Source organism: Streptomyces sp. CB02366, assembly GCF_001905905.1.
Lineage (GTDB): Bacteria > Actinomycetota > Actinomycetes > Streptomycetales > Streptomycetaceae > Streptomyces.
Genome location: NZ_LIVT01000007.1, coordinates 116,663 through 137,027, shown reverse-complemented (window position 1 = coordinate 137,027; position 20,365 = coordinate 116,663). Strand labels below are relative to the sequence as shown.

The 20,365-nt window shown below is 73.4% G+C and carries 15 protein-coding genes; 9 read left to right on the top strand and 6 right to left on the bottom strand.

Translation table 11 applies throughout. The features are described from left to right. Positions 1-34 precede the first annotated feature (34 nt). From AMK24_RS21540 to AMK24_RS21530, 3 genes are all read left to right on the top strand, one after another. The gene (locus AMK24_RS21540; RefSeq protein ID WP_073770460.1) at positions 35-1,516 is read left to right on the top strand and encodes a Gfo/Idh/MocA family protein; all 1,482 of its coding nucleotides are present in this window, start codon (positions 35-37) and stop codon (positions 1,514-1,516) included. Between the two features lie 157 nt (positions 1,517-1,673). Next, positions 1,674-3,563, top strand: coding sequence for an ABC transporter transmembrane domain-containing protein (locus AMK24_RS21535; protein ID WP_073770459.1), 1,890 nt, complete (start codon positions 1,674-1,676; stop codon positions 3,561-3,563). Further along, a complete protein-coding gene (locus AMK24_RS21530; RefSeq protein WP_073770458.1) occupies positions 3,560-5,341 on the top strand; it encodes an ABC transporter ATP-binding protein in 1,782 nt (593 codons plus the stop codon). The genes AMK24_RS21535 and AMK24_RS21530 overlap by 4 nt, the downstream gene beginning before the upstream one ends. 96 nt (positions 5,342-5,437) lie before the next feature. Here the strand turns inward: AMK24_RS21530 and AMK24_RS21525 are convergent, their stop codons facing one another. Then, positions 5,438-7,000 carry a fused MFS/spermidine synthase gene (locus AMK24_RS21525; protein WP_073770457.1) on the bottom strand — a complete coding sequence of 521 codons (1,563 nt, stop codon included), beginning with the start codon at positions 6,998-7,000 and terminating at the stop codon, positions 5,438-5,440. Between the two features lie 281 nt (positions 7,001-7,281). Here AMK24_RS21525 and AMK24_RS21520 point away from each other — a divergent pair, with 281 nt between their 5' ends. Then, on the top strand, positions 7,282-8,238 hold the full coding sequence (locus AMK24_RS21520) for a phosphotransferase (RefSeq protein ID WP_073770575.1): 957 nt from the start codon (positions 7,282-7,284) through the stop codon (positions 8,236-8,238). A gap of 126 nt (positions 8,239-8,364) precedes the next feature. Further along, positions 8,365-9,726 (top strand): NAD(P)/FAD-dependent oxidoreductase, encoded by a 1,362-nt coding sequence (locus tag AMK24_RS21515; protein WP_073770456.1) that lies wholly within the window; start codon positions 8,365-8,367, stop codon positions 9,724-9,726. Between the two features lie 46 nt (positions 9,727-9,772). On the opposite strand, the gene AMK24_RS21510 is transcribed toward AMK24_RS21515, so the two are convergent. Both AMK24_RS21510 and AMK24_RS21505 read right to left on the bottom strand, forming a co-directional pair. Then, positions 9,773-11,308, bottom strand: a complete 1,536-nt coding sequence (locus tag AMK24_RS21510; protein WP_073770455.1) for an ATP-dependent DNA ligase — start codon at positions 11,306-11,308, stop codon at positions 9,773-9,775. Between the two features lie 89 nt (positions 11,309-11,397). Then, entirely contained in the window at positions 11,398-12,189 is a 792-nt protein-coding gene (locus AMK24_RS21505) for a metal-dependent hydrolase (protein ID WP_073770454.1), read from the bottom strand. 138 nt (positions 12,190-12,327) lie between these two features. Between AMK24_RS21505 and AMK24_RS21500 the strand changes: the two genes are divergently transcribed. Beyond that, positions 12,328-14,841: a DEAD/DEAH box helicase gene (locus AMK24_RS21500; protein WP_073770453.1), complete on the top strand. Its 2,514-nt coding sequence runs from the start codon at positions 12,328-12,330 to the stop codon at positions 14,839-14,841. Positions 14,842-14,888: 47 nt separating this feature from the next. After that, entirely contained in the window at positions 14,889-15,764 is an 876-nt protein-coding gene (locus AMK24_RS21495; RefSeq protein WP_073770452.1) for an acyl-CoA thioesterase, read from the top strand. A gap of 153 nt (positions 15,765-15,917) precedes the next feature. On the opposite strand, the gene AMK24_RS21490 is transcribed toward AMK24_RS21495, so the two are convergent. From AMK24_RS21490 to AMK24_RS21480, 3 genes are all read right to left on the bottom strand, one after another. Then, on the bottom strand, positions 15,918-16,328 hold the full coding sequence (locus tag AMK24_RS21490; protein WP_073770451.1) for a four-helix bundle copper-binding protein: 411 nt from the start codon (positions 16,326-16,328) through the stop codon (positions 15,918-15,920). 145 nt (positions 16,329-16,473) lie between these two features. Beyond that, positions 16,474-16,992, bottom strand: a complete 519-nt coding sequence (locus AMK24_RS21485; RefSeq protein ID WP_073770450.1) for a DUF4396 domain-containing protein — start codon at positions 16,990-16,992, stop codon at positions 16,474-16,476. Positions 16,993-17,161: 169 nt separating this feature from the next. Next, positions 17,162-17,413, bottom strand: coding sequence for a DUF6011 domain-containing protein (locus AMK24_RS21480; protein WP_107427441.1), 252 nt, complete (start codon positions 17,411-17,413; stop codon positions 17,162-17,164). Between the two features lie 324 nt (positions 17,414-17,737). Here AMK24_RS21480 and AMK24_RS21475 point away from each other — a divergent pair, with 324 nt between their 5' ends. Next, positions 17,738-18,703 carry a DUF389 domain-containing protein gene (locus AMK24_RS21475; RefSeq protein WP_073770449.1) on the top strand — a complete coding sequence of 322 codons (966 nt, stop codon included), beginning with the start codon at positions 17,738-17,740 and terminating at the stop codon, positions 18,701-18,703. 77 nt (positions 18,704-18,780) lie between these two features. Further along, positions 18,781-20,241, top strand: a complete 1,461-nt coding sequence (locus AMK24_RS21470) for a DUF2252 domain-containing protein (RefSeq protein ID WP_073770448.1) — start codon at positions 18,781-18,783, stop codon at positions 20,239-20,241. Positions 20,242-20,365: the final 124 nt, after the last annotated feature.

Here is a 20,365-nt window from a genome sequence, read left to right as displayed (position 1 = left end):
GCACGTCTGAACCCCCAACCCACCTGGAGGCTCGATGAACGACGACGCCCGGCCCGCACCGGAACCGCAGGACATGCCCCCGCACAGCGGCTCGGCCGACGAGGCGAAGCGGCAGGACCCCAGCCGCCGTTCGGTGCTGTGGACCACGGCGGGCGTGGCCGGGGCCGGGCTCGGCCTCGGCGCACTGGGAACGGGCGCCGCGTCGGCGGCCGGACCGACCGCCCCGGAGGCGGTGTCGGCCGCGGAGGCCGCCGCCGCTCCCGCCCGGAAGGGCCGCACGATGGCGGGCGTCCGTTTCGAGAGGCGGTCCACGGTCCGGGTCGGCATCGTGGGCCTCGGCAACCGGGGCGGCAGCATGATCGACCTGTTCCTCGCCCTGCCGGGCGTCCAGGTGAAGGCGGTCTGCGACCCGGTACGGGACAAGGCCGAGAGGGCCGCCGCGAAGGTGACGGCCGCCGGGCAGCCCGCGCCCACCGTCTATGCCAAGGGCGAGGACGACTACGAGAACCTCTGCAAGCGCGGGGACCTCGACTTCGTCTATGTGGCGACCCCGTGGGAGCTGCACTTCCCGATGGCGAAGACGGCGATGCTGAACGGCAAGCACGTCGGCGTCGAGTGCCCGATCGCGATGCGCCTGGATGAGCTCTGGGAGCTGGTGGACCTCTCCGAGCGCACCCGCCGGCACTGCATGCAGCTGGAGAACTGCTGCTACGGCAAGAACGAGATGCGGGTGCTGCGCATGGCGCACGCGGGTCTCTTCGGCGATCTGCTGCACGGCGCGGGGGCGTACAACCACGACCTGCGCGAGCTGATGTTCGACCCCGACTACTACGAGGGGCCCTGGCGGCGGCTGTGGCACACCCGGCTGCGCGGTGATCTCTACCCCAACCACGGGTTCGGGCCCGTCGCCAACTACATGGACGTCAACCGGGGCGACCGGGCCGTGAGCATCACCAGCATCGGCACACCCGCCCTGGGGCTCGCCGAGTACCGCAAGGAGCACATGCCGCCCGGCGACCCGAGCTGGAAGGAGTCGTACATCGGGGCCGACCGGACGATCAGCCTCGTCCAGACGGCCAAGGGCCGGGTGATCCGGCTGGAGCACGACGTGTCCACCCCGCACCCCTACTCCCGTATCAACAGCCTCGGCGGTACCCGGGGCGTGTTCGAGGACTACCCCGCCCGAATCTACCTGGAGCCCGCGAACTCGAACCACCAGTGGGACGATTTCAAGAAGTACGCCGAGTGGGACCACTGGCTCTGGAAGGAGCACGCGAACCCGCCCGGCGGCCACGGCGGCATGGACTACCTGATGGTCTTCCGGCTGATGCAGTGCATGCGGCTCGGCCTGGTCCCCGACTTCGACGTCTACGACGCGGCGACCTGGACGGCCCCCGTGCCGCTGAGCCACCTCTCCATCAAGGCCAAGGGGGCACCGCTGCCGATTCCGGACTTCACCCGGGGCGAGTGGAAGAAGGCCCGCTCCGGAGTGGACTCGGAGAAGCCCGAGGAGTGAGGTCCCGGGGCCCCGCGCCGGGCGTGCGCGGGGCCCCGCAGGAGGCGGAGAGGGCCGGAAAACCGGTTGCCCCGGACCGGGACGGACAGAGAACCTTGCACGTCACCCCGTTCTTCGAGGTCCGCCAGGATCTCCGCTTCACGAGCCCTGGGACGTCATGCAGATTCGCGACCTTCCGTATTCGGATCCCGGCGACCCCGATGTCCGTTCCGGCCCCCGCTTCCTCCACTGGCTCGGGCGCAACCAGCTCGGAGGCCAGCTGAAGGCCCTCGCCTGGGGGCTGCTGCACCAGTTGGGCATCGCCGGTCTCCCGGTCACCGTGGGCCTCGCCGTCCAGGCCGTCGTCGACCGCTCCGGGGGGCGGCTCGCCCTGGCCGGCGGCCTCATCCTCGTCCTCGGCGTGCTGATCGCCCTCGGCGACACCATGCTCCACCGGACGGCCGTGACCAACTGGATCACCGCCGCCGCCCGTGTCCAGCAGCTCCTCGCCCGCAAGACCGCCGAGCTGGGTTCGGCGCTGACCCGGCGGGTCGCCGCCGGTGAGGTCGTCGCCGTCTCGACCGGCGACGTGGAGAAGATCGGCTGGTTCGTCGAGGCGCTGTCGCGCTTCGCGGCGGCGGCCACCGCCCTCGTGGTGATCTGCGTCGGGCTGGTCCTCTACCTCCCCTCCCTCGGCCTGCTGGTGGCGCTCGCCATGCCGGTGCTCGCCCTGGCCGTGCTGCCGCTGCTGCCGCCCGCCACCCGGCGCGCCGACGAGCAGCGCGAGAAGGCGGGCAAGGCCACCGAGCTGGCCTCGGACACGGTCGCCGGACTGCGCGTGCTGCGCGGGATCGGCGGCGAGGAGCTGTTCCTCGGCCGCTACCGCCGCGCCTCCCAGGAGGTCCGCAGGGCGGCCGTGCGCAGCGCCAGGATGTGGGCGCTGATCTCGGCGGTGCAGGTGCTGCTGCCGGGCGTTCTGCTGATCTCCCTGGTCTGGTACGGGGCGACGCTCGCCCAGGACGGCCGCATCGGCGTCGGTCAGCTCGTCACCGTCTACAGCGCGGCCACCCTGATGCTGTTCCCGCTGCGCCACTTCGAGGAGATCGCCATGGCGTACTCCTTCTCGCGGCCGTCCGCCCAGCGCGCGGTGCGGGTGCTGTCGCTGCGCCGCAGCGACCGGGAGGCCACCGTCGAGGGGGTGGTTCCGGCGGGCGACCTCTACGACCCGGTGACCGGTCTGATGGCCCCTCGGGGGCAGTTCACCGCCGTCGTCTGCGGCGACCCGGACGAGGCGGGGCGGCTGGCCGAACGGCTGGGCGGGCACGCCGAACCCGTCGAGGAGGCGGGGGCGGAGACCGCCGGGGCCGAGGGCGCCGCGGGCGGGGCCGCGCTTCCGGAGGACGCGGCGAGGACCCCGTCCGTGCTGCTGGGGGCGGTCGCTCTGGACGAGCTCCCGCTGGACGCCGCCCGAGCCGCCGTCCTGGTCCAGGACAAGGACCCGGTGCTGCTGTCCGGCACCCTCCGGGAGCTGCTGGACGTGCCCTCCTCCGGACTGGTCACCGCGGACGCGGCGCTGGAGGCGGCCCAGTGCGGTGATGTGCTGAGCGCCCTGGCGCAGGCGTCCCCGGACAACGACGGGGATCCGATGCGGACCCGGATCACCGAGCGCGGCCGGTCCCTCTCCGGCGGCCAGCGCCAACGCCTCGCGCTGGCACGGTCGCTGGTCGCCGACCCGGAGGCGCTGGTGCTGGACGAGCCGACCTCGGCGGTCGACTCGCACACCGAGGCGCGGGTGGCCGCCGGAATCGCGAAGCTGCGCCGGGGGCGTACGACGGTGGCGTTCGCCTCGTCGCCGCTGCTGCTCGACGCCGCCGACCGGGTGGTCCTCGTCCACGGGGGCGCCGTGGTGGCCGTGGGCGACCACCGCGACCTGCTGCGCACCGAGCCGCGCTACCGGGCGGTCGTCACCCGGGAGACCGACGAGGAGGCGGCCGTCGCGAACGCGGTGGACGACGCCGTCGAGGTCCCCGCCATGAAGAGCATCCAGGAAATCGAGGAGAGGGCATGATCGGCGTCGCACCCCCGGCGTACGACCCCGCGGCCCCGGAGTCGGCGACGACGCTGCCCGTGGGCACGCCGACGACCGTCCGGAGCTACGTACGGAGTCTGCTGCGCCGTCACCGCAAGGCGTTCGCGATCCTGATCGCGGTCAACGCGGTGGCGGTGATCGCCTCGATCACCGGCCCGTATCTGCTGGGCGGCCTGGTGGAAGGCCTCTCGGACGGAGCCGCCGACCTGCGTCTGGAGCGTACGGCGGCGATCTTCGCGGTCGCGCTGGCCGTCCAGGTCGTGTTCACCCGCTCCATGCGGGTGCGCGGCGCGATGCTGGGCGAGGAGATGCTGGCGGACCTGCGCGAGGACTTCCTCGTACGGTCCGTGGGGCTGCCGCCCGGAGTCCTGGAGCGGGCCGGGACGGGCGATCTGCTCTCCCGGATCACCACGGACATCGACCGGTTGGCGAACGCGATGCGCGAGGCCGTGCCGCAGCTGGCGATCGGTGTCGTCTGGGCCGGTCTGCTGCTCGGCGCGCTGACGGTGACCGCTCCCCCGCTGGCGCTGGCGGTGCTGATCGCGCTGCCGGTGCTGATCGCGGGGTGCCGCTGGTACTTCCGCCGGGCCCCTTCGGCGTACCGTTCGGAGGCCGCCGGTTACGCCGCCGTCGCGGCGGTGCTCGCGGAGACCGTGGACGCCGGGCGGACCGTGGAGGCGCACCGCCTGGGCGGTCGCCGGGTGGCGCTGTCGGACCGGCGGATCACCGAGTGGACGGCGTGGGAGCGGTACACGCTGTTCCTGCGCTCGGTGCTCTTCCCCGTCATCAACGCGACGTACGTGACGATCCTCGGCGCGGTCCTGCTGCTCGGCGGCTGGTTCGTGCTGGAGGGGTGGATCACGGTCGGGCAGCTGACGACGGGTGCGCTGCTGGCCCAGATGATGGTCGACCCGATCGGTCTGATCCTGCGCTGGTACGACGAGCTCCAGGTCGCCCAGGTGTCGTTGGCCCGGTTGGTCGGCGTCCGGGAGATCGAGCCGGACGCGGGCGACGCCGAGACCGTCCCGGACGGCCGGGACGTACGGGCGGACGGGGTGCGCTTCGGGTACCGGGAGGGCGTCGACGTCCTGCACCGGGTGTCGCTCGACGTCGCTCCGGGCACCCGGCTCGCCCTGGTGGGCCCCTCCGGCGCGGGCAAGTCCACCCTGGGACGGCTGCTGGCGGGGATCTACGCCCCGCGCACCGGCGAGGTGACGCTCGGCGGGGCGGAGTTGTCGCGCATGCGGGCCGAGCGGGTCCGGGAGCATGTGGCGCTGGTCAACCAGGAGCACCACGTCTTCGTCGGCACCCTGCGGGACAATCTGCTGCTGGCCCGGAACGACGCCGGGGACGCGGAGCTGTGGGCGTCGCTGGCGGCGGTCGACGCGGACGGCTGGGCGAAGGCCCTGGAGAAGGAGCTGGACACGGAGGTCGGGTCGGGCGGGTTCGCGCTGACCCCGGCGCAGGCCCAGCAGATCGCGCTGGCCCGTCTGGTGCTGGCCGATCCGCACACGCTGGTGCTGGACGAGGCGACCTCGCTGCTGGACCCGCGGGCGGCCCGGCACCTGGAGCGTTCGCTGGCCCGGGTGCTGGAGGGCCGGACGGTCGTGGCCATCGCGCACCGCCTGCACACCGCGCACGACGCGGACGTGATCGCGGTGGTGGAGGACGGCCGGATCAGCGAACTGGGCAGCCATGACGAGCTGGTGGCGGCGGACGGCGCGTACGCGTCCCTGTGGCGGTCCTGGCACGGGTGAGAGACCGCACGGGCGGTCCGGGGGCCCCGCCGGGACCGCCCGGGTTCTACCTGGACCGTCCCCGGGGCCACCGGGGCCCTCGGGAGCCGTCCGGGCTCACCGGGCCGTCGGGGTGCGGTCGGGCTGGAGGAGCTGGTCGACGGGCGCGTGGTCGTCGGTGAGGACCCGGGCGTTCCCCGTCCAGGCGGTGAGGGCCGCTCCGGTGGCGGCCCTCCAGCCCACCTCCCGGGCGTCCAGGGCCCGCTGGATCGCGGGGACGTCGATCGGCCGCTCCGAGGCGACCGCCACCAGGTTGCCGCCCACGGTGGACGCGGTCGGGTCCAGGCCGATGTCCGCCGCCTTCCCGACCAGCGCGACGTGGGGGAAGGCCCCGGTGAGGGTGGCGACCTCGGCGCGGGCGAAGGCGAGTGCGCCGTGGTCGATGAGGTTGGCGACGTACAGGCCGTCCGCGTCGAGCACCCGGCGTACGTCCCCGAGCGCCTGGGAGGTCGTGAGGTGCCACGGCACGCTGACGCCCCCGAACGCGTCGCCGACCACCAGGTCGCGGCTGTCCGCCTCCAGCCGCCGCAGACCCAGTCGGCCGTCCTCCACGCGTACGTCGATGCCGGTGTCGGCCGCGGCGCCCAGGCCGAGCAGTTCCCGGTCGACGCGGACGACTCCGGCGTCGATCTCGGAGACGAGGCTGCGGGTGCCGGGGCGTACGGCGGCGAGGTAGCGGGGGAAGGTGAGGCCGCCGCCCCCGATGTGGTGGGCCCTCAGCGGCTCGCCCTCGGGGAAGGCGGTGTCCACCACGGAGGCGATGGCGCGTATGTAGGCGAACTCCAGGTGGGTCGGATCCTCGGTGTCGACGTAGGAGTGGCGCAGGCCGTCCAGGATCAGCGTGCGGCCGGTGGCGCGGTCGGGGTCCGCGACGACGCGGGCGCAGTGGTACCGGGTCTCCGCGTCGCAGCCGCCGGGCGCGGCCCCGGTGGCGAGCGAACCCGCGACGACGGTCGCGAGCGCCGCGGCCACCGCGCGGCGGGAGCGGCGGGCCCGCCGTCCGACCGGGACGGCGGCGAGGACCAGCAGCGTTCCGAGGCCGATCAGGATGGAGCTGACGGGCAGCCGGGAGACCAGCACGAATCCGGTGAGAACGGTGCCGACGATGGCCCCGAGGGTGCCCACGCCCGACAGCCGGCCCACGACCGTGCCGGTCTCGGCGAGGGTGGTGAGCCGCAGCTTCGTCACGAACGGGGTCACCGCGGAGAGCAGGGCGCCGGGCACCAGGAGGGTGGCCGAGGCGACCAGCAGGAGCAGCGCCGGTGACCACTGGGCGGTGGTGCGCAGCAGGAGCGGGGTGAGCGCGACGACCACGCCCGACGCCCCCAGGGCCGGGGCGATGAGCGGTCGGGGGTCGACCTGGTCCGCGACGCGCCCGCCCAGCCAGGAGCCGAGCGCGATGGCGGTGAGCGCGACGCCGATCACCATCGTGCTGGTCTCCAGCGTGAGACCCAGGTACGGGGCCAGCAGCCGCAGGGCGACGATCTCGACCACCAGGACCGCGGCCGACGACCCGAACACGAGGGCCGCGGCGGCGCGGGGCCCGGGCCCGGGGTCGCGGGGCGGGCCGCCGGCCGGGTGTGGGACGTCGGCCGCGGGCGAGGGGGGCGGGGTGGTCATCCCGGCATCCTCGCACGGGCGGGGCGGCCGAACTCCCGTTCTTCCAGGGTGCGGAGGGCTCCGTCGCGCGGGGATGCCGATACGCCGGGGGCAGGGCGCCGGCGGAAAATGCGGTGCGCCCGCGCTCGGGCCGGTGGTCCCATGAGCCGGTGCACAGAGACGACACGACCGCCTCCGGCGGCGACGCGGCCACCGGCGCGCCCCGGGCCGAGGCTCCCCCGGCCGGTGCGACCACGCGCGACCCCGCCACGACCGTCGACCGGGGGCGGTTCCCCGGCGCCGTGACGCCCTGGGAGGACCCGGACCGGCGGGCGGAGGCCCTCGACTGGGTGGCCGAGGGCCTCGCCGCCCACGGGCTGGCGGAGACGGGCCCCCGGACCGTGCGGCTGCGGCCCTGGTCGGTGCTGGTGCGGTTGACCGTCGCCGGGCCCGACCCGGTGTGGTTCAAGGCCGTGCCGCCCGCCGCGGCCTTCGAGGCGGGGCTCACCGACGCCCTCGCGCGCTGGGTTCCGGACCATGTACTGGCCCCGCTCGCCGTGGAGGCGGAACGCGGCTGGGTCCTCACCCCGCACGGCGGCCCGCTGCTGGAGGAGGTCCTGGAGGAGCGGGCCGCCGAGCCCCGGTACTGGGAGGAGCCGCTGCGTCAGTACGCGGAGATGCAGCGGGCCCTGACCCCGTACGCGACGGAGATGACGGCACTCGGTGTGCCGGCGGCCGGGCCGCGTGCCCTGCCCGCCCTGTTCGACCGGCTGATCGCGGAGAACGCGGTGCTGACCCGGCGGGACCGGCTGGAGCTGGAGCCGTTGCGGCCCGGGCTGGCCGACTGGTGCGAGGAGCTGGCGGCGTCGGGGGTCGCGGATTCGCTGGACCACGCCGACCTGCACGAGAAGCAGCTGTTCGCGTCCGGCTCCGGCCGCTATGCCTTCTTCGACTGGGGCGACGCGCTGGTCGGGCACCCGTTCTGCAGCCTGCTGGTCCCCGCCCGTTCCGCCCGTGAGCGCTGGGGCCCCGAGGTGCTGCCCCGGCTGCGGGACGCCTACCTGGAACCGTGGACCGGGGGCGGCACTCCGGTCGCGGATCTGCGCCGTGCGGTGAGCGTGGCGTACCGGCTGGCCGCACTGGGCAGGGCCGCGTCCTGGGGCCGGATGTTCCCCGCCCCGGCCGGTGGGCCGGCGGCGGCCGGGGGCGAGGAGAGCGCGTACTGGCTGAGGGAGCTCGCGGTGGCCCCGCCCCTGTGACCGGCCCCCGTTTCACCCCCGCCGGGAGGCGGATGCCGGGACGTCCGGTGAGGATGAGAAGTGAATCACCCGGTAAACGGGGCAGGCGAGCGCAGAACCACGCAAGCCCGAGAAGGGACGCAGACCGTGGCACCACCCAGGATTCTTGTCGTCGGCGCCGGATTCGCAGGCGTCGAGTGCGTACGCCGCCTGGAGCGCAGGCTCGCTCCGGGAGAGGCCCGGATCACGCTCGTCACACCGTTCTCCTACCAGCTGTACCTGCCGCTGCTCCCCCAGGTGGCCTCCGGGGTGCTCACGCCCCAGTCCGTCGCGGTGTCGTTGCGCCGCAGCCGCCGCCACCGGACCAGGATCGTGCCGGGCGGGGCGATCGGCGTGGACCCGCAGGCGAAGGTCTGTGTGATCCGGAAGATCACGGACGAGATCGTGAACGAGCCGTACGACTACATCGTGCTGGCGGCCGGCAGCGTCACCCGGACCTTCGACATCCCCGGCCTGCTGGACAACGCCCGGGGGATGAAGACCCTGGCCGAGGCCGCCTACGTCCGGGACCACGTCATCGCCCAGCTCGATCTGGCGGACGCCAGCCAGGACGAGGCCGAACGGGCCTCCCGGCTCCAGTTCGTGGTGGTCGGGGGCGGTTACGCCGGTACGGAGACGGCGGCCTGCCTCCAGCGGCTCACCACCAACGCGGTGAAGCACTATCCGCGGCTGGACCCCCGGCTGATCAAGTGGCATCTGATCGACATCGCCCCCAAGTTGATGCCGGAGCTGGGCGACAAGCTGGGGCTGGCCGCCCTGGACGTGCTCCGCAAGCGGAACATCGAGGTCTCGCTCGGGGTCTCGATCGACAAGGCGGGGCCGGAGGAGGTCACCTTCACGGACGGCCGGGTGCTGCCCTGCCGGACGCTGATCTGGACCGCCGGAGTGGCCGCCAGCCCGCTGATCGGGACGCTGGGCGCGGAGACGGTACGCGGCCGGCTCGCCGTCACCCCGCAGTTCTCGCTGCCCGGTTCCGACGGCGTGTTCGCGGCCGGCGACGCGGCGGCGGTGCCCGACCTGGCCAAGGGCGACGGGGCGATCTGCCCGCCCACCGCGCAGCACGCTATGCGGCAGGGCAGGGTCCTGGCGGACAACCTGATCGCCTCGCTGCGCGGTCAGCCGCTGGAGGACTACGTGCACAAGGACCTGGGGCTCGTCGTGGACCTGGGCGGCAAGGACGCCGTGTCCAAGCCGCTGGGCATCGAGCTGCGCGGGCTGCCCGCGCAGGCGGTGGCGCGGGGCTACCACTGGTCGGCGCTGCGGACGAATGTGGCGAAGACCCGGGTCATGACGAACTGGATGCTGAACGCGGTCGCCGGCGACGACTTCGTACGGACCGGGTTCCAGTCCCGCAAGCCCGCGACGCTGCGGGACTTCGAGTACACGGACGCCTATCTGACGCCGGAGCAGGTCAAGGAGCACGCGGCGGCGGCGGTCATCGGGCACTGAGCCGCCGAGGGCCCCGTGAGCGCGCCCCGGCTCCCCCGGGGCGCGCTCACGGCTGCCGGGACAGGACCGTCTCCACGGTGTCGGCCTCCTGTGCGGTCTTGTCCTCCCGGTAGCGCAGGACGCGGGCGAAGCGGAGGGCGACCCCCGCGGGGTAGCGGGTGGAGCGCTGGAGGCCGTCGTAGGCGATCTCGACGACGAGTTCCGGGCGTACGGTGACGACGTGGCCGTCGTCACCGGTGGCCAGCTCGCCCAGTTTCTCGGTCTGCCAGTCCAGCAGGGCGTCCGTGAGCCCCTTGAAGGTCTTGCCGAGCATCGCGAAGGCGCCGTCGGGCCTGCGGGCCCCCAGGTGGAGGTTGGAGAGTTTGCCGGCGCGGCGGCCGCTGCCCCACTCGACGGCCAGCACCACCAGGTCCAGGGTGTGCACCGGTTTCACCTTCAACCAGGACGCGCCCCGGCGGCCCGCGCTGTAGGCGGCGGCGAGGTCCTTGACGACGACGCCCTCGTGGCCTCGTTCCAGGGTGGCGGCGGCGAACGCCTCGGCCGCCGCGCGGGCCCCCGGGTCGTCCGGGTCGGCCACCGGGACGCGGCGGACGCGCAGACCTTCGGGGACGAGCCGGTCCAGGGCGGCGTGGCGTTCGGCGAAGGGCAGGTCGAGCAGTTCCTCGTCGTGGACGAGGAGCGCGTCGAAGAAGACCGGGACCACGGGCACGTGTGCCGCCGCCCCGGCCACGTCCCGCCGGGAGCCCACCCGGGAGGCGGTCTCCTGGAAGGGGCGGGGGCGGCCGTCCTCCCCCAGGGCGATCACCTCGCCGTCCAGGATGAAGCGGTCGGCCGGGAGGGCCGCTACGGCGGCGACGAGTTCGGGCAGCCGGTCGGTGATGTCGTCGAGGGTGCGGGTGTAGGCGCGGATCCGGTCGCCGTCCCGGTGGACCTGGACGCGGACGCCGTCGAGCTTCTCCTCGACCGCGCAGGGGCCCAGCCGGTCCAGGGCCTCCTCGACCGAGGCGGCGGTGTGCGCGAGCATCGGGTGGACGGGCCGCCCGACGGTGAGCCGGAACCCCGCCAGTGCCGGTGGTCCTTCCGCGAGGAGGACGCGGGCGACCTCCTGGAGCGATCCGGCGAGCATCACGGCGCGCCGGACGTCGGCGGGCGCGGCCCCGGCGGCGTGGGCCAGGGCGTCGGCGGCGACGGCGTCCAGGGCCCCCTGGCGCACCTCGCCGGTGAGCAGGGCCCGCAGGAAGCGCTGTTCGTCCTCGGTGGCGGCGGCGAACAGGTCGCGCAGGCTCTCCTTGCGCCGGGCCTGGGAGCCGGGGCCGGAGACGGCCGCGAGGGCGGTCAGCGCGGCGTCGGCGCCGGTGACGGTGAGGGTGGGCTCCGAAGCCGGCTCGACGGGGTCCCCGAGACTCCGCCACCCCACCCCGATCCGGCCCTGGGGCAGCCGTCCGGCGAGGTAGGGGATGACGACGGGGACGTCCTCGGGGCCGGCGTCGCGGAAGAGACCGGCGAGGAGCGCCACCTTCTTGGACCGGGCGGAGGTGGCGGCGACCTCCAGGGACACCTGGGCGAGCTCGGCGAGCAGCATGCGCCCATGGTGCTACGGGGCGGGGTCCGCCGCCCACCCGGACGGCTCCGGGCGCGCCGGGCCCCGGGGCCGAGTGGTGCGGCGGGGCGTCATATGACGTTGAGGGCGGCGGCCCCGCCGACGCCTCCCAGGATCATGAAGACGGGCATCAGCACCTTGATCTCCACCCAGCTGCCGGCCCGGAAGCGCATGGCCTTGGGCGGTCCGAGCGGGTACCAGCGCTTGCGGCCGATCGGGATGGGCCACAGGATCGGACAGCCCGAGACGGTCAGGGCGTCGCCGATGTCGTGGACGAGCGCGCCCAGCACGATGGGCAGGCCCAGCCACATGTACTCCTGGCCGGGAGCGTCGAACAGCCAGTCGGCCCCGTTGCCGGGCTTGTCCAGGACGCCCGCCAGGATCCAGGCGCTGGTCGCGCCGAGCAGCCACACCAGGATGTCGCTGGAGACGCGGGCGGCCCGCCACAGCAGGCCCTCCACCGCGAGCACGAGGTGGACGAAGAGGATGGCGAGGACCGCCCAGCGGCCGCCGGTGATCGCGGCCACGGAACACCCGCCGCCGACCAGGACGGCCCACACCCAGGTGTGGGTCAGGGTGCGGTGGCCGCCGGTGCGGCGGGGGTCGCCGGCGCTCTTGGTGGCCTTGTAGACGGCGTAGGAGAGCTTGTCGACGATCTCGCAGAGGGTCTTGGAGACCGGTCCGAAGGCGCGCGAGATGGTCGCGGACTTGTGGTCGAGATCGGGGGCCAGCGCGGCTCCCGCGCAGATCAGGGCCCCGACGACGAGCACGGGCCAGGGCATCGCGTAACCCGTCGCGGTGGCCGCCGCGCCCACCCCCAGCCAGGCCGCCGCCCCGGACAGGGAGTGTGCCGGTCCCATCATGGTCTTTTCCCGCCCCCAGTTGCGCGTGCGCCCATCACCGGTGCGGAGCGGGCAGTTTGAGACCGCAGCGTATCGCCCGTGATCTTGGACGCGTCGGCCGGTTCCCTCATCCGGCCGGAAGACAGGCAAGATGGGGGCGTGACCCTCATCGACCAGCTTCCCCAGACCGCCGACCCGGACGCCCTCTTCGAGGCCTTCTCCTCGTGGACCGAGAGCCAGGGCATCACGATGTACCCGGCTCAGGAGGAGGCGCTGATCGAGGTGGTGTCCGGGGCGAACGTGATCCTTTCCACCCCGACCGGCTCGGGCAAGAGCCTGGTGGCGGCGGGTGCGCACTTCACGGCGCTGGCGCAGGACAAAGTCACCTTCTACACGGCCCCGATCAAGGCGCTGGTGTCGGAGAAGTTCTTCGACCTGTGCAAGCTGTTCGGCACCGAGAACGTCGGGATGCTCACCGGCGACGCCTCGGTCAACGCGGACGCCCCGGTGATCTGCTGTACGGCCGAGGTGCTGGCCTCCATCGCCCTGCGTGACGGGAAGTACGCCGACATCGGCCAGGTCGTGATGGACGAGTTCCACTTCTACGCCGAGCCGGACCGGGGCTGGGCCTGGCAGATCCCGCTGCTGGAGCTGCCGCAGGCGCAGTTCGTGCTGATGTCGGCGACGCTCGGCGACGTCTCGATGTTCGAGGAGGACCTGACCCGGCGCACCGGCCGCCCCACCTCCGTGGTGCGCTCGGCGACCCGTCCGGTGCCGCTCAGCTACGAGTACCGCTTCACTCCGATCACCGAGACGCTGACCGAGCTCCTGGACACCCGTCAGTCGCCGGTCTACATCGTGCACTTCACGCAGGCGGCGGCGGTCGAGCGGGCGCAGTCGCTGATGAGCATCAACATGTGCACCAAGGAGGAGAAGGAGAAGATCGCCGATCTGATCGGCAGCTTCCGCTTCACCACCAAGTTCGGCCAGAACCTCTCCCGTTACGTACGCCACGGCATCGGGGTGCACCACGCGGGGATGCTGCCCAAGTACCGCCGACTGGTGGAGAAGCTGGCCCAGGCGGGGCTGCTGAAGGTGATCTGCGGAACGGACACGCTCGGCGTCGGCGTCAACGTCCCTATCCGCACGGTGCTGTTCACGGCGCTCACCAAGTACGACGGCACCCGGGTGCGGACGCTGCGCGCGCGGGAGTTCCACCAGATCGCGGGCCGGGCCGGGCGGGCCGGGTTCGACACGGCGGGTTTCGTCGTGGCGCAGGCCCCCGAGCACGTCATCGAGAACGAGAAGGCCGTCAAGAAGGCGGGCGACGACCCGAAGAAGAAGCGCAAGGTGGTCCGCAAGAAGGCCCCGGAAGGCTTCGTCGCCTGGTCGGAGACCACCTTCGACAAGCTGATCCAGTCCGAACCGGAGCCGCTGACCTCCCGCTTCCGGGTCACGCACACCATGCTGCTCGCGGTGATCGCCCGGCCGGGCAACGCGTTCCAGGCGATGCGGCACCTGCTGGAGGACAACCACGAGCCGCGCCGGGCGCAGCTGCGGCACATCCGGCGGGCCATCGCCATCTACCGTTCGCTGCTGGACGGCGGGGTGGTGGAGCAGCTGGAGACGCCGGACGCCGAGGGCCGGATCGTGCGGCTGACGGTCGACCTCCAGCAGGACTTCGCGCTGAACCAGCCGCTGTCCACCTTCGCACTGGCCTCGTTCGACCTGCTGGACGCCGAATCGCCCTCGTACGCGCTGGACATGGTCTCGGTCGTCGAGTCGACGCTGGACGATCCCCGGCAGATCCTGGCCGCCCAGCAGAACAAGGCGCGCGGCGAGGCCGTGGGGCGGATGAAGGCGGACGGCGTCGAGTACGAGGAGCGGATGGAGCTGCTCCAGGAGGTCACGTACCCGAAGCCGCTGAGCGAGCTGCTGTGGCACGCGTACGACGTGTACCGCACGAGCCACCCGTGGGTGAACGACCACCCGGTGTCGCCGAAGTCGGTGATCCGCGACATGTACGAGCGGGCCATGACGTTCACGGAGTTCACCTCGCACTACGAGCTGGCCCGGACCGAGGGCATCGTGCTGCGGTATCTGGCGAGCGCGTACAAGGCGCTGGAGCACACGATCCCGGACGACGTGAAGTCGGAGGACCTCCAGGACCTGATCTCCTGGCTCGGCGAGATGGTGCGCCAGGTGGACTCCAGCCTGCTGGACGAGTGGGAGCAGCTGGCCAACCCCGAGGTGGAGACCGCCGAGCAGGCCCAGGAGAAGGCGGACGAGGTCAAGCCGGTCACGGCCAACCCGCGCGCCTTCCGGGTGCTGGTGCGCAACGCGATGTTCCGGCGGGTGGAGCTGGCCGCGCTGGACCGGGCCGGTGCGCTGGGCGAGCTGGACGGCGACTCCGGGTGGGACGAGGACGCGTGGGGCGAGGCCCTGGACGCGTACTGGGACGCGCACGAGGAGATCGGCACCGGTCCGGACGCGCGTGGCCCGAAGCTGCTGAAGATCGAGGAGGACCCGGCGCACGGGCTGTGGCGGGTCTGGCAGGCGTTCGCCGACCCGGCGGGCGATCACGACTGGGGCATCCGGGCCGAGGTGGACCTCGCCGCGTCCGACGAGGAGGGCCGGGCGGTCGTCCGGGTCACCGAGGTCGGTCAGCTGTGAGCGGGGCCCCGGGAGCCGGACGAGCGGAAGAAGTGGAGAGCGACGGTATGACGAACCCGGCCGAGCGCCTGGTCGACCTCCTCGACCTGGAGCGGATCGAGGTCGACATCTTCCGGGGCCGCAGCCCCGAGGAGTCCCTGCAACGGGTCTTCGGCGGGCAGGTCGCCGGCCAGGCGCTGGTGGCGGCGGGCCGGACCACCGACGGGGACCGGCCGGTGCACTCGCTGCACGCCTACTTCCTGCGGCCGGGACGGCCCGGGGTGCCGATCGTGTACCAGGTGGAGCGGGTACGGGACGGGCGGTCCTTCACCACCCGGCGGGTCACGGCCGTCCAGGAGGGCCGGACGATCTTCAATCTGACGGCGTCCTTCCACCGGCCCGAGGAGGCGGGGTTCGAGCACCAGCTGCCCCCGGCCAGGATCGTCCCGGACCCGGAGGAGCTGCCGACGGTCGCCGAGGAGGTGCGCGAGCACCTGGGCACGCTGCCGGACGCGCTGGAGCGGATGGCCCGGCGGCAGCCGTTCGACATCCGCTACGTGGACCGGCTGCGCTGGACGCTGGAGGAGGTCGAGGACGCCGATCCGCGGAGCGCGGTGTGGATGCGGGCGGTGGGGCCGCTGGGCGACGACCCGCTGGTGCACACCTGCGCGCTGACGTACGCGAGCGACATGACGCTGCTGGACGCGGTCCGCATCCCCGTGGAGCCGCTGTGGGGGCCGCGCGGCTTCGACATGGCGTCCCTGGACCACGCGATGTGGTTCCACCGGCCGTTCCGGGCGGACGAGTGGTTCCTGTACGACCAGGAGTCGCCGATCGCCACGGGCGGGCGGGGGCTGGCGCGTGGCCGGATCTACGACCGGGCGGGGCAGCTGCTGGTGTCGGTGGTGCAGGAGGGGCTGTTCCGTCGGCTGGACCGGCCGTAGGGGCGCCCCGCCGGAGGCGTAGCGGTACCGGGCTGCGCCTCCCGGTGTCGGGCTCTCCCTTGCCCGAGCGGGTCCGTGGCCCCGCCCCGCGCGCCGCGCCTTCGGCTTCTTCGTGGGACAGCCGAACGCACGCGTTCAGCCGGGGGTGCGCGTTCAGCCGAGGGCGCCGAGGAGCTCGTCGCACGCCCGCGCGCAGGCGCGGCAGGCTTCCGCACAGATGCGGCAGTGCTCGTGCATGCCCGCGTGCCGTCCGCATGCGTCGGCGCACGACGTGCAGACCACGGCGCACGCCTTCAGGATCGCCGCGGTGACCTTGGCGTCGTAGCCGGTGTGCCGCGAGAGCACCGCCGCGGTGGCGGTGCAGACGTCGGCGCAGTCCAGGTCGGTGCGGATGCACGTGGCGAGATCGCCCACCCTGCCCTCGGACAGGCAGGCGTCCGCGCAGGCGGTGCACACCTGCGCACAGGCGACGCACTCCTCGATGCAGGCGATGAGCTCGGCCCGGTCGATGTCGCCGAGGTCGGCCGGGTAGGCGGCGAGCATGTCCTTGACGGTGCTGGTCATCGTCGGTGCCTCCGTTCTCCGCGGGGCCGGCGGATCCGGTGCGTCCGCCGTCGAAGCCCCCGGCACCTTCCAGGTAACGCCCCCTGACGCGACCGCACCCGTTCGGACGCCGGGCGCGGCCTGCCGCGGCGGAGCGGAACCGGAGTCAGTGGTGGGCGTGGACGACGGCATGGCCCTTGCCGCGGCCGATCATCCACTTGTTGACCGGCGTGGTGACCACGAAGGCCACGGCCAGGCCGCCCAGCAGCGCCGTCCAGAACAGCGAGTCCGACAGGTGGGCGTCCATCGCGCCGGGGATCAGGGCGATGATGCCGTTGTCGACGAGCTCCATCACCGCGATCGAGACGGTGTCGGCGGCCAACGCGACCTTGATCGCGCTCTTCCAGTCCAGGCCGCCGCGGCGGACCGCGAACAGGGTGAAGGAGTAGCCGAACACGAAGGCCAGGGCGATCGCCAGGATCATCGTCTGGACGTTGCTCCACAGCAGAGCGGTGCCGAGGACCATGCCGAGGATCTCACCGATCGCGCATCCGGTCAGGCAGTGCAGCGTCGCCTTCGCCGCCGTCCCCCAGGAAGCGCCCCCGTGCGCGTGTGCGTCGTGGCCGCCGGCCGCGTGGGCCCCGTGGCCGTGAGCGGTGCCGGTGTCGTGTGTGCCGTGTTCCATGACCGTCCTCCCGTCTCGTCCCCTGTGAGGCCGCCTCAGTGGCCCCGCACTACGGAACCATATACCCCCCTGGGGTATTCCGCAGGGGGAATTTGCCGCTGATCGCGAGCCGCGTCGAGGCGCAAGGGCCGAACACCTTGCCCGGGGGGATCCTCGCCGGGAGGGTTCCTCACGTGCCCGGCAGCGGGTCCTGTTCCACCTCGTGGCGGCGGGTGCGGATGTCCGGGGGCGCGGGGTGCAGCTTGGCGTCGCAGGTCGGGCCGAGGCCGCTGCGGCGCGAGCCGGCCCCGGTGAGGGGCCGGCCGCAGAGGCGGCAGCGGACCAGGCGGCGGCGTCCGGGGGCCCCGTGGTCGCCCGTCTCCTCGCGGACCGCCGCGTCGGCTCCGGGCAGCGGTTCGGGGAAGGCGTCGGAAGTGTCCACGCCCCGATCCTCCCAGAGGGCACGACGGCCGCCCGCGGGGGCGGCGGACCAGTCGGCCGCTCCCCGCGAGGAGGTCAGCGCGGCGGTCTGCGGGCCGCCCACGCGTCCGCGGCCGGCGATCGGCGGATACCGGTCCATGAGCCTTCCCTCCCGGCCGGGCCCGCGCTCCTCACCGTCCGGCGCCCCGGCCCCGGCTGCGCGCCGTGCGCCGTGCCGGCCCGGGGCACGGCACCCGGTTTGCCGAGCGGGGCCGTAGCCGCGTTACTGGAATGAGGGCCGGGCGTCGCTCCGCCCCACGGGGCCGGGAGCCGCGGAGGTAGCGGGATGGACATGATCCACATCCGCGCGGTGAGTCCGCCGGACCTGACCGACGAGGTCGTCGCCCTGCTCTCGGACGACGCGTGCGTGCTCGGCCTCGTCGTCCAGCGCGGCGCCGCCCGCCGCCCGGACGGCGACTCCATCGCCTGTGACGTCCTGACGGGGGCGGCCAACGACGTGCTGCACCGGCTCCGCGCCGTCCGGCTCGACCGACGGGGCTCCCTCGTCATCGAACCGGTCGACACGGCCTTCCCCGGCGAGGCCGCCGAAGAAGGGCGGCGCGCGCTGGGGCCGCTGAACGGGGCTCCGGTCTGGGAGCAGGTCGAGGCGCGCATCAGGTCCGGGGGGCGGTACCCGCCGAGCTTCTACCTCTACCTGGTCGTCGCCGGTCTGATCGGTTCGGTCGGCATCGTCACCAACTCGCAGATCCTCATCGTGGCGGCGATGGTCGTCGGGCCGGAGTACGGCGCGATCGTCAGCGTGGCGCTGGGGATCGACCGGGGCCACCGGCCCGCGGTACGCGGCGGGCTGGCCGCCCTGGGCGCCGGCTTCCTCCTCACCATCGTGGTCGCCTTCCTCTTCGCCCTCCTCATCCGCGGCTTCGGGCTGGAGTCGGAGGCGTTCGACCGGGGGCTGCGTCCCGTCTCCAACCTCATCAACACACCGAACTTCTTCTCCGTCGCCGTCGCCACCCTGGCCGGGGTCGTCGGGATCGTGTCGCTCACCGAGGCCAGGACGAGTGCCCTGCTCGGAGTGTTCATCTCGGTCACGACGATCCCGGCCGCCGCGGACATCGCGGTCTCCACCGCGTTCACCAGCTGGTCCGACGTGCGGGGTTCGGCCATCCAGCTCGTGGTGAACATCCTGGTGCTGATCGTGGTGGGCACGGCCGCGCTCAGGGCCCAACGGGGGATCTGGCGCCAGGTCGGTCTCCGGCGGGCCCGACATCGACGGACCGCCGAAGAGGGCTGACGCACGAACGCTCGATCGGAAGCCCGCAGTCCGATGCCCGAACCCCCCGCCCTGCGAATTCGGGAAGGAACCCCCCCATGGACCGGGAAGCCACCGCACCGCTACGCGCCGCACCCCACGCGACACCGGCCGAACGCGCGACCCTCGGCAGAGCGGCGCGCCGCGGGGCTCCCCGGTCGAGCCACGCGGAGTTCACGCCGTCGCCGCACCGTGCCGACCCGCTGGCGGTCCTGGAGGCGCAGTCCGCGGAGCGGGTGCCCGAACTGGTCCCGATCCGCTACGCCCGGATGACCGAGTCCCCGTTCCGCTTCTACCGGGGCGCGGCGGCCCTGATGGCCGCCGACCTGGCCGGCACCCCCGACTCGGGGATCCGGGCGCAGCTGTGCGGCGACGCCCACCTGCTGAACTTCCGGCTGCTGGCCTCGCCCGAGCGGAACCTGCTCTTCGACATCAACGACTTCGACGAGACGCTGCCGGGCCCCTGGGAATGGGACGTCAAACGGCTGGCGACCAGCCTCGTCATCGCGGCGAGAGCGAACGGTTTCACCGACCGGGAGCGGTCCGGGATCGTCCGGGCGTCGGTCCGCTCGTACCGGGAGTCGATGGCCCGGTACGCCGGGATGCGCAATCTGGACGTGTGGTACGCGAGGACGGACGCCGAGCGGCTGCGGACGCTGGCCGCCCAGGAGTTGGGCGGACGGGGGCGCAGGAACGTCGGCCGGGCGCTGGACAAGGCCCGTTCCAGGGACAGCCTGCAGGCCTTCGGCAAGCTCGCCGAGGTGGCGGGCGGGCGGCTGCGGATCGCCGCGGACCCGCCGATGGTCGTCCCGCTCACCGAACTGATGCCGGGGATGGAACCCGAGGCGGTGCACCGGAGGTTCGGCACTCTGGTGGCCGGCTACGCCCGCAGCCTGGCGTCCGACCGGCGCAGCCTGCTGGAGGACTTCGCGCTGGTGGACGTGGCCCGGAAGGTCGTCGGTGTGGGCAGTGTCGGCACCCGGTGCTGGATCATCCTGCTGCTCGGCCGGGACGACGGGGATCCGCTTCTCCTCCAGGCCAAGGAGGCCGGGCCCTCGGTGCTGGCCGAACACGCCGGGGCGAGCCGCTACGCGAACCAGGGCGAGCGGGTGGTCGCGGGGCAGCGTCTGATGCAGGCGTCCAGCGACATCTTCCTCGGCTGGGAACGGGCGGACGGCATCGACGGCCGGATCCGGGACTTCTACGTACGCCAGCTGCGGGACTGGAAGGGCATCGCCGAGCCGGAGTCGATGGCGCCGAAGGGGATGCGCGTCTTCGGCGAGGTGTGCGGTTCCACGCTCGCCCGCGCCCACGCCAGGTCCGGGGACCGGATCGCCATCGCCGGCTATCTGGGCCGCAAGGACGTCTTCGACCGGGCCGTCGCCGCGTTCGCGGAGGCGTACGCGGATCGCAACGAGCGGGATCACCGGGCTCTGGTGGACGCGGTGGCGTCCGGTCGGCTGCCGGCGGACGCCTCGGCCGGGGGCGGCGCGCACGGCCTCCCGGAGCCGGGCGGCTGACCTTCCGTGCCGGAGGGCGTGTCCCCGGCCGCAGGAAAACGGCCGGGGGACCGGCGCGTGGTATGCCGACGTGAGCGCGTGGGGAAGCGCCCCCGCCGCGGGAATCGTCGCGTCGAGGAGTCGA